The 7,729-nt window shown below is 67.5% G+C and carries 7 protein-coding genes and 1 tRNA gene; 6 read left to right on the forward strand and 2 right to left on the reverse strand.

Features of this window, described 5'->3' with window-relative positions; translation table 11 throughout:
- Positions 1 to 23 precede the first annotated feature (23 nt).
- On the reverse strand, positions 24 to 227 hold the full coding sequence (locus tag WI697_RS11520) for a DUF4169 family protein (RefSeq protein ID WP_345958549.1): 204 nt from the start codon (positions 225 to 227) through the stop codon (positions 24 to 26).
- 257 nt (positions 228 to 484) lie between these two features.
- Here WI697_RS11520 and WI697_RS11525 point away from each other — a divergent pair, with 257 nt between their 5' ends.
- Entirely contained in the window at positions 485 to 2,236 is a 1,752-nt protein-coding gene (locus WI697_RS11525) for an AsmA family protein (protein WP_345958550.1), read from the forward strand.
- Between the two features lie 223 nt (positions 2,237 to 2,459).
- On the opposite strand, the gene WI697_RS11530 is transcribed toward WI697_RS11525, so the two are convergent.
- Positions 2,460 to 2,651 (reverse strand): hypothetical protein, encoded by a 192-nt coding sequence (locus tag WI697_RS11530; RefSeq protein ID WP_014747779.1) that lies wholly within the window; start codon positions 2,649 to 2,651, stop codon positions 2,460 to 2,462.
- Positions 2,652 to 3,237: 586 nt separating this feature from the next.
- On the opposite strand from WI697_RS11530, the gene WI697_RS11535 reads away from it, so the two are divergent.
- The 5 genes from WI697_RS11535 to WI697_RS11555 all read left to right on the forward strand — a co-directional run.
- Complete coding sequence (locus tag WI697_RS11535; RefSeq protein ID WP_345958551.1) at positions 3,238 to 4,929, forward strand: tetratricopeptide repeat protein; 1,692 nt, start codon at positions 3,238 to 3,240, stop codon at positions 4,927 to 4,929.
- Between the two features lie 17 nt (positions 4,930 to 4,946).
- Positions 4,947 to 5,882 (forward strand): 4-(cytidine 5'-diphospho)-2-C-methyl-D-erythritol kinase, encoded by a 936-nt coding sequence (locus WI697_RS11540; RefSeq protein WP_345958552.1) that lies wholly within the window; start codon positions 4,947 to 4,949, stop codon positions 5,880 to 5,882.
- 38 nt (positions 5,883 to 5,920) lie between these two features.
- Positions 5,921 to 5,994, forward strand: a tRNA-Gln gene (locus WI697_RS11545).
- Positions 5,995 to 6,464: 470 nt separating this feature from the next.
- Positions 6,465 to 7,487, forward strand: coding sequence for a hypothetical protein (locus tag WI697_RS11550; RefSeq protein WP_345958553.1), 1,023 nt, complete (start codon positions 6,465 to 6,467; stop codon positions 7,485 to 7,487).
- A 79-nt stretch (positions 7,488 to 7,566) separates the two neighbouring features.
- On the forward strand, positions 7,567 to 7,729 hold a 163-nt coding region (locus WI697_RS11555; protein WP_345958564.1), incomplete at its 3' end, for a transposase.

Genomic DNA, 7,729 nt, shown 5'->3' on the forward strand with positions numbered 1-7,729 from the left:
GCGGCAGGCAGGCTGATCCCGGATCAGCGCTTTGGCGTCTTGTCCGGGTCGTCGAAGGACAGCCGCTTGCGGTCCAGCTCGCGCTCGGCACGGCTCCGCTCCGCATCGCGCAGATCGCGCTGAAGGCGGCTCTGCCCGAAACGGGCGCGGTTCTCGGCCGCCCGGGCTTCCTTGGCCGCGCGCTCGCGCTGCTTGCGCACGGCATTGAGGTTGATGACGTCACCCATGGCCGACGTCTCCTCCGGCAGGTCTGCCGCGGACATCGCCGGTCACGGGCAGAGTTGCCCATGGGCGCGGCCCCGGCTAGGGTCAATGACGCCGCAAGGGCGGCGCTGCCGGCAGGGGCCGGCGGGAAGAGAATCTAGGGCGCGGACCGCCATCCTGCGAGGGGCATTCTGAGGGGGATGTCCGGCAGGAATGCGGCCGCAGGCCCGACCGGACCGCCGGAAAGGCCGGCCGGAACGCCAGAGGGAACGGAGAGGCGATGTCGTTCGCCCGTATCGCGATCACGACCGGTGTGATCGTCGTGGCCGGATTGGCCGCGGCGGGGGTTGCCGGTGCCGTCTGGCTGCCGGGCCGGGATCTGCGCGAGGTCTCGCCGGCCACGGCCCAGAGCGTCGTCGGCCGGCTGGCCGATGCCACCGGCGCCCGGGTATCGGTGGCCGGGCCGATCACGCTCCGGCTTTTCCCCATGCCGGAACTGGGCCTCGACGAGGTGCTGATCGGCGACGATCCGCAAACCGCCTTTGCCACCGATCATCTCTCGATGGGGCTGGGCTTCGGCGATCTTCTGGGCGGCGGGCTCAGCCCCCGACGGGTGGTGCTCGACGGGCCGCGCCTCGCCCTCGAAGAAGGGCCCGAAGCGGGGGCAAAACCGACGACGGCGGCGGCGTCCGCGGCCGCCTTTCTGATTGCGGGCGCGCCCGACCTCACCATTCGCAACGGCATTCTGGATCTCGGCCTCGGCGGCGGGCGGCGGGTGCTGCTCGACGGGGTGGAGGCGGAAAGCCAGGCGCTCACCGGGGGCGGGCGGGAACTCGCCGGGCGGATGTCGGCGGGCGGCGTGCCCATCCTGCTGGAGATGCGTCTGGGCGCGGCCGATCGCGAGGGCGTGCGCGCCGTCGCCGGCCGCGCCACGCTCACCGCCGGCGGCGCCGCGGTCACCTATGACGGCCGGATCCTGCCCGGCGGTTTCGATGGCAGCATCGATCTCAGGGCCGGGGATGCCGGCGTGCTGGCCGGGCTGGTTTCCGACGTGTCGGGTGCCACCACCCCGCCGCCGGTGCCCTTCGGCCTGCCGCTGCGTCTGACTGGCGCGCTCAAGGTCGATCAGGCCGGCGCCCGGTTGACCCGCGCGGAAATGAGCCTGGGCGACAGCCGGGCCGAGGGAGAGCTTGCCTGGGCGCCCGACGGCATGGCCGGCGGCGTCACCGCCCGTATCGATCTGGGCCGCTTCGATGCCGGCCCCTGGATCGAGGCCGCCTCGGCCCCCGGGGCCGCGGCGGCCCTGCTCGGCGCGCTGCCGGCCAGCCTGGACCTTTCGGCTGCCTCTGTCGCAACCGGGATGGCGGCCCTGCCGGCGCTCTCCGATCTCGCCGTCACGCTGAAGCGTGATCCGCGCACCGGCGGCGATGTGCTGATGCCGGCCTTCTCTGTCGAAAGCCCGGCCGGCGCCACCCGGCTGGATGCCGAGGGGCGCGTGGGCCAGCGGGCCGGCGGGCTCGGCTTCGACGGCATCATGACGCTCGAAGCCCGCTCGGTCTCGGGCCTGATCGCGGCCTTCAACGGCGGCGAGCAGCCGGGCGTGGCCCCGGGCCGGCTGGGCCGGCTCGCGCTCAGGGCCACGGCGGCACTGGCCCCCGGCGGGCTGGGCCTCACCGATCTTTCGGGCACCTTCGACGGCGCCGAGGTGTCGGGCGGGCTGTCGGTGGCCTGGGGCGGGCCCGATCAGGCCTGGCGCCTGGGCGGCCGGGTCGCCTTCGACCGGCTCAACCTCGATGCCTATCTGACCGGTCGCGACGCGGTGGCAGAGGCCGACCGTATCGCGCTCCGCGGCCTGCCGGCCCATGGCGGCGGCCGGCTGCGTCTGGAAGCGGGCGAGGCGGTGTGGCGCGGCGATGCCGTGCGCGATGTCCGCGTCGACGTCACCTTCGACGACCGCATGGCCGAAGGCGTGGTCCGCCACGCCGACCGCGCCGCCGCCACCACACCCTTCCTGCCCCGCGGCGCCTCCTGAGCCCCGACAGACAAAACGGCCGCAGCCGGTTTCCCGACTGCCGCCGTTTCGTGCGTCGTCCGTCTTCATACCCCGGTGCCGCTCAGCGGCACCCAGCCGCCATTGAGGCGGCGGCCAAGGCCGCGGTAGCGGCCGCCCGGCGAGGGTCAAACCGACTCCCGCCATTGAGGCGGCGGCCAAGGCCGCGGTAGCGGCCGCTTGGGCCGAGGGGCTGAAAAAGACCTCAGATATCGCGCCACGCGACCGGGCGGCCGCCGGCGTCGTTCACCAGCTTGCCACCCTCGTCCTGGGCGGCGATGTAGCGGCCATGGCCGACATTCGAGCCGACATACAGGACCGGCTTCACCTTCTTGCCGTCGAAGGTCTTCTCAACCGCAGCAGCGCCGCGGTTCTTCGGGTTGTTCTTGCTGCCCATGGCACCATTTCCTCAAGGTACGGGCGCCCGCCTTGCGGCGTTCGCCACGCGGGCCGTGCCCGCTCTGACCGTATGCCCGGGACACGGCCACGCCCGCGGCGACCCCTTCCCGGCGGGGAAGAGGGCGGCAGGCGAGAACGGACCGGAACCGGTCGGGATACGGGCTCCCGCCGCCTGCTGACGGCGCGGCCCTGCTGTAACCCGCGATTTGTGCGTCAAACCGGGCCGAAGGTCAAGTGTCGAGCCCGGCATTGTCTGCATGGGTCGCGCCGTTGATCTTCAGCCTTGCGATGGCTCCGGCCGGCGCCGGCCGTCAGCGCTGGACAGGGGCATGGCCAGAGTGTCCAATGGTGGCATTGCCGCAACGCGGTGCGAGACGAAAATGTCGCAGTCGCCAGCCAAACCGCCGGCCCCCTTGCCGCGGGCCACGGATGGTGCGACGAATGGCGGCCCGGGGAGCCGGGGCGCATCCAGAAAAGCCGGAGGGTCGGACCGTGGTCCGGGCCGGCAGGGGCCGATCGACGGGATGGACCTTCGCATGACACGGGCAGGCAGCAGACGGGCGGGAGCGGTGGTTTTCGCGGCCATGGCGACGCTGTTGCTGGCGGCCTGCGCCAGCCCGGGCACCGGGCCGGCCCCGGATGTCCAGGTCGGCCGTACCTTCACCGGCAACTATCTGGCCGGGCGCTATGCCCAGACCCGTGACGATTTCACCGCCGCGGCCGCCTTCTATCGTGCAGCGCTCGATCAGGCGCCGCAGGACCCGGAGTTGCTGCGCCGCGCCATGCTGCTGACGGCGGGCGAGGGCAACATCCCCCAGGCGCTGGATTATGCAAAGCGCGTGCGCGCGCTGGAGCCGGCCGCCCCGTTCGCCGATCTGCTGCTGATCCTGGACCGCATCCAGGCGGGAGAGCTGATCGAGGCCGAGCGCATGGCCGACCGCATGGATCGCGGCGGCGTCAACGCGCTGCTCGCCCCCGTGGTCGATGCCTGGGTGCGTTTCGGCCGCGGCCGTTCGGGAGAGGCGGTCACCGCACTCGACCGGCTGGCCGGCACGCCGGCTTTCGCCACCTACCGCTATTACTATGCAGCACTGATCCACGATCTGGCCGGCCAGGATGCAGGCGCGCGGGCCAATTACGAGGTGGCGCTGTCGAGCGGCGGGCCGACGCCCGTGCGGCTGATCCAGTCCTACGCCTCGTATCTCGTCCGCACCGGCAACCGCGACCAGGCGGCCGATCTCTATCGCCAGCTTCTGCGCGATGCGCCCGAGAGCACGACGCTGCGCCAGGCGCTGGCGCGGATCGAGGCGGGCGAGGAACTGCCGCGGCTGGTGCCCGACTACAAGGCCGGCATCGCCGAGGCGCTTTACGGCGTGGCCGGTCTGCTGCTGCGCGATCAGGTGCTGGGGGCCGCCCTGTTCTACGGCCGGCTCGCCTTGTTCATGCGCCCCGATTTCGCCGATGCCCGCTATCTGGTGGGCGAGGTTTACGAGCGGGCCGGCGATCACCGCTCGGCGCTCGATGCCTTCCGCAAGATCGACGATGGCGGTGCCGTGGCCGAGGCGGCGGCGATCCGCATCGCCGACAATCTCGCAGCCTCGGGCGATATCGACGGGGCCGAGGCGCTGCTGGAAGAGCGGGTGGCCGCCGGCCAGAAGGATGCGGCGATCAGCCTGGCCGAACTCTATCGCCGGCAGGAACGCTGGGACGATGCCGCCCGCGCCTATAGCAGCGCGCTCGCCGCCCTGGTCGATCCCGGCCCCGAACACTGGGATCTGTTCTATGCCCGCGGCGTCGCCTATGAGCGCGCCGGCCGCTGGCCCGAGGCCGAGTCCGATTTCCTGAAAGCGCTGCAGCTGTCGCCCGATCAGCCGCTGGTGCTGAATTATCTGGGCTATTCCTGGGTCGAGAAGGGCATGCACCTGGACCGGGCCCGGGCGATGCTGGAAAAGGCGGTGACGCTGCGCCCGCGCGACGGTTTCATCGTCGACAGCCTGGGCTGGGCGCTGTTCCAGATGGGCGATTACGCAGGCGCCGTCGCCCGGCTGGAGCAGGCGGTCCTGCTGCAGCCCAACGACCCCACGATCAACGATCATCTGGGCGATGCCTATTGGCGGGTCGGGCGCGAGCGCGAGGCCCGCTTCCAGTGGAGCCATGCCCTGGTCTTCGACCCCGAGCCGAAACAGGCCGAGATCATCCGCGACAAGCTGGCTCGTGGCCTGCCGCCGGCGCCCGCGGGCAGCGTGATCCCCGTCGCGGCTCCCGCCCCCAAGTGACCGCCCCTCCGCAACTGATGCTCTCTACCCTGGCGCCTGCCAAGATCAACCTGCACCTGCACGTCACCGGCCGCCGGGATGACGGCTATCACCTGCTCGACAGCCTGGTGGTTTTCGCCGGGGCGGGAGACAGGGTGGCGGTCGATCCGCGTCCGGCGCCTGCGGGAACGCCCACCGGTTTCGACCTCGAAGGCCCCTTCGCCGCGGCACTCGGTGACACGGCGCCGGCCGACAATCTCGCCATGCGCGCCGCCACGGGGCTCGCCGCCCGGCTCGGCCGGCCGCTGCCGGCCCGGATCCGGCTCGACAAGCATCTGCCGGTCGCAAGCGGCATCGGCGGCGGCTCCAGCGATGCCGCAGCCGTGCTGCGCCTGCTGGGCCATGCCTGGGGCGCCGGGGCGGACGACCTTCAGGCCGTGGCCGAAGGCCTGGGAGCCGACGTACCGATGTGTGTCACCGCCACACCCTGCCGCGTGACCGGGGTGGGCGAGGTGGTCGCACCGCTTGACGTGCCGGCCGCGGCCGCCTTCGCAGGCCTGCACATCCTGCTGGTCAACCCGTTGGTGCCGCTGTCGACGCCGGCGGTGTTCCGCGCCCGCGCCGCCGCCGGCGCCGGCTTCACGCCCGCGGCCCGGCTGCCGGCCCCGGACACCGCCGATATCGGCGCATGGCTGGCGGCGCTCGGGGCGGCCGGCAACGACCTCTCGGGCGCCGCCCGCGGCCTGGTTCCCGAAATTCCCGAGGCAGAGGCGGCACTTGGCCGGCTGGCGGGGGCATGTTTCACGCGCATGTCCGGATCGGGCGCCACCTGCTTTGCGCTCTTCACCGAAGCCGCTGCCGCGGAAGCCGCCCGGAGCCTGATCTCGACAGCCCGCCCCGGCTGGTGGACGGCCACCGGCCCGCTGCTCGCCGGCCCGCCCGAAATCCGTGAAACCCCCGCCCGATCCGGTTGAAAGCCGTCCGGGTCCGTACTATGTTGCAGCCCGCGCGATGGGGCGTGGCCAAGCGGTAAGGCAACGGGTTTTGGTCCCGTGATCCCAGGTTCGAATCCTGGCGCCCCAGCCAGCGTCTCTATGCCGGCAGAACTGAGCTTTCTGCATATGATTGCGTTCTGCGTCGCCGCATTACAGGCCCGTCACATGATCCGGGTCGGAGACGACATTCGGACGTTCCGCAGGATTTTACTGATCAGAACGGCAGCCGGTACGCGGCGCGTGCACGGCCTTGCCCCGCTGCGCACACATACCGACGGCAGATTGCCATACCGGTAAACCGAGCGCATCGGAGCGGTTAAACATCTTGGGCAAGAAGGCACAGAGGCCTTTACACCTGCTGGTAACATCGTTGGTTTAATATTTACTTTCGGTATTTTAACTGTCGGATAATTCGCGCATCTGGATAAAAACAGATGGATCTACCGCTCCGACATGCGTAGTCTTTCATCTGCGCGCAAATGACCATAAAAAAACTACCGAAAATTGAACGGCATTCTCAACGGTAGTGCAATTTCGCCATTGATCCAAAGAGAGGTCAGCATGCTCAACGGTGATGACTTGCTTGCATGGGGAACAGCCCGTTTGGGTGTGAAACTGTCGGCGCTGGTGGCAAGTTGTACGCTTTGGGCCCATCCGAGAGTATTCCAGGAGCGCAGGAAGCTTGATCCGAACGGTGCTTGGTTTCCGAATACGCGCCGCGCCAGAAAGGATGAGGAACGAGGGAATGTCGTAAACGGCATCATTCTCGATGACAATTCGAAGGCCAATGCCGCCATCAAGAATGCGGTGTTCGGATCGGGCGTGATAGCTGAGCGCTATAGCGCCTGCCATATCTGGCCGAAATCCTGTTACGACCACCGCTATCACACCTGTATTGCCAATCTGGTGCTTCTTCCGGCGGCTCTTGCAAGCCTCACGGACCATGATCCGGAGGTTATCGCCTGTTTGAAGTACCGCTCTTTTGAGCTCTATGGCTGGCATCCGGCTGAGATGCCGCCACCCGAGAGGCCTGCCGGGTATCCGGATGGCTGGCTCGACCCGTCTTTTGTTTCCTCAAAAATGTGCAAAGATGTTCCGGGCCCTCAAAAGCCGGCCGCTAAGATGTCGTATGAACATGGAAAACAAAATATCGATGATAATTTCATTGTCAATGCCCTGAGATCAATTATAGAGAATTTTGATGATCATTACGAGAAGGTTAGCCGACGGAAATTTCGCGAAATTGACGGAGACCATAGAATAGTTGCTCTCGGTTCAAGCGAAAATGGCACAGGTTTTTATGTTTTTGATGTTTATGACGATCAAATAAATTTCTGCAAATATGCTCCAAGTGTGCTTATGTTATTTTTCTATAAAAGTAAATATCTATATTTCATGCGAAATCCATTTGATTGCATGCCGTTGAAAAATTTAAGATCTAATGAAAATCCCAAAAATGGTAAAATATATCGCCGCCTTATGTTTGGAGAGACGCCGAGCGGCTCTTTTAGCACAGGGGACGCTTCTCTGGATGCAATGTTTTGTCGCGGAACGAAGGGCACGCCCTACTCCTTTGGAGTATGAGAGCCCGTCCGGAAGGTTATTGAATCCGGTGAATCCGTTGTGATTCTCTGCCGCGCCAGAGGAAACGGGAGCGGACAGAATGTGGACGACGGAAACCCGCCGGGTTTATGAACGGCCTGGCCTGAGATATCCGAGCGACCTGACGGATGAAGAATGGTCGCTTGTCGAGCCGCTGATCCCGCCCGCGAAGCGCGGCGGTCGGCAGCGCACGGTCGATGTCCGCGAGGTTCTGAACGGCGTAT

It is taken from the genome of Tistrella mobilis (genome assembly GCF_039634785.1).
GTDB classification, from domain to species: domain Bacteria; phylum Pseudomonadota; class Alphaproteobacteria; order Tistrellales; family Tistrellaceae; genus Tistrella; species Tistrella mobilis.

Bases quoted from the DNA above. Each gene is read 5' to 3' on its own strand.
- WI697_RS11535 (WP_345958551.1), top strand. From the start codon at position 3,238: ATGGCGACGCTGTTGCTGGCGGCCTGCGCCAGCCCGGGCACCGGGCCG.
- WI697_RS11550 (WP_345958553.1), top strand. From the start codon at position 6,465: ATGCTCAACGGTGATGACTTGCTTGCATGGGGAACAGCCCGTTTGGGT.
- WI697_RS11540 (WP_345958552.1), top strand. From the start codon at position 4,947: ATGCTCTCTACCCTGGCGCCTGCCAAGATCAACCTGCACCTGCACGTC.
- WI697_RS11525 (WP_345958550.1), top strand. From the start codon at position 485: ATGTCGTTCGCCCGTATCGCGATCACGACCGGTGTGATCGTCGTGGCC.
- WI697_RS11530 (WP_014747779.1), bottom strand. From the start codon at position 2,651: ATGGGCAGCAAGAACAACCCGAAGAACCGCGGCGCTGCTGCGGTTGAG.
- WI697_RS11520 (WP_345958549.1), bottom strand. From the start codon at position 227: ATGGGTGACGTCATCAACCTCAATGCCGTGCGCAAGCAGCGCGAGCGC.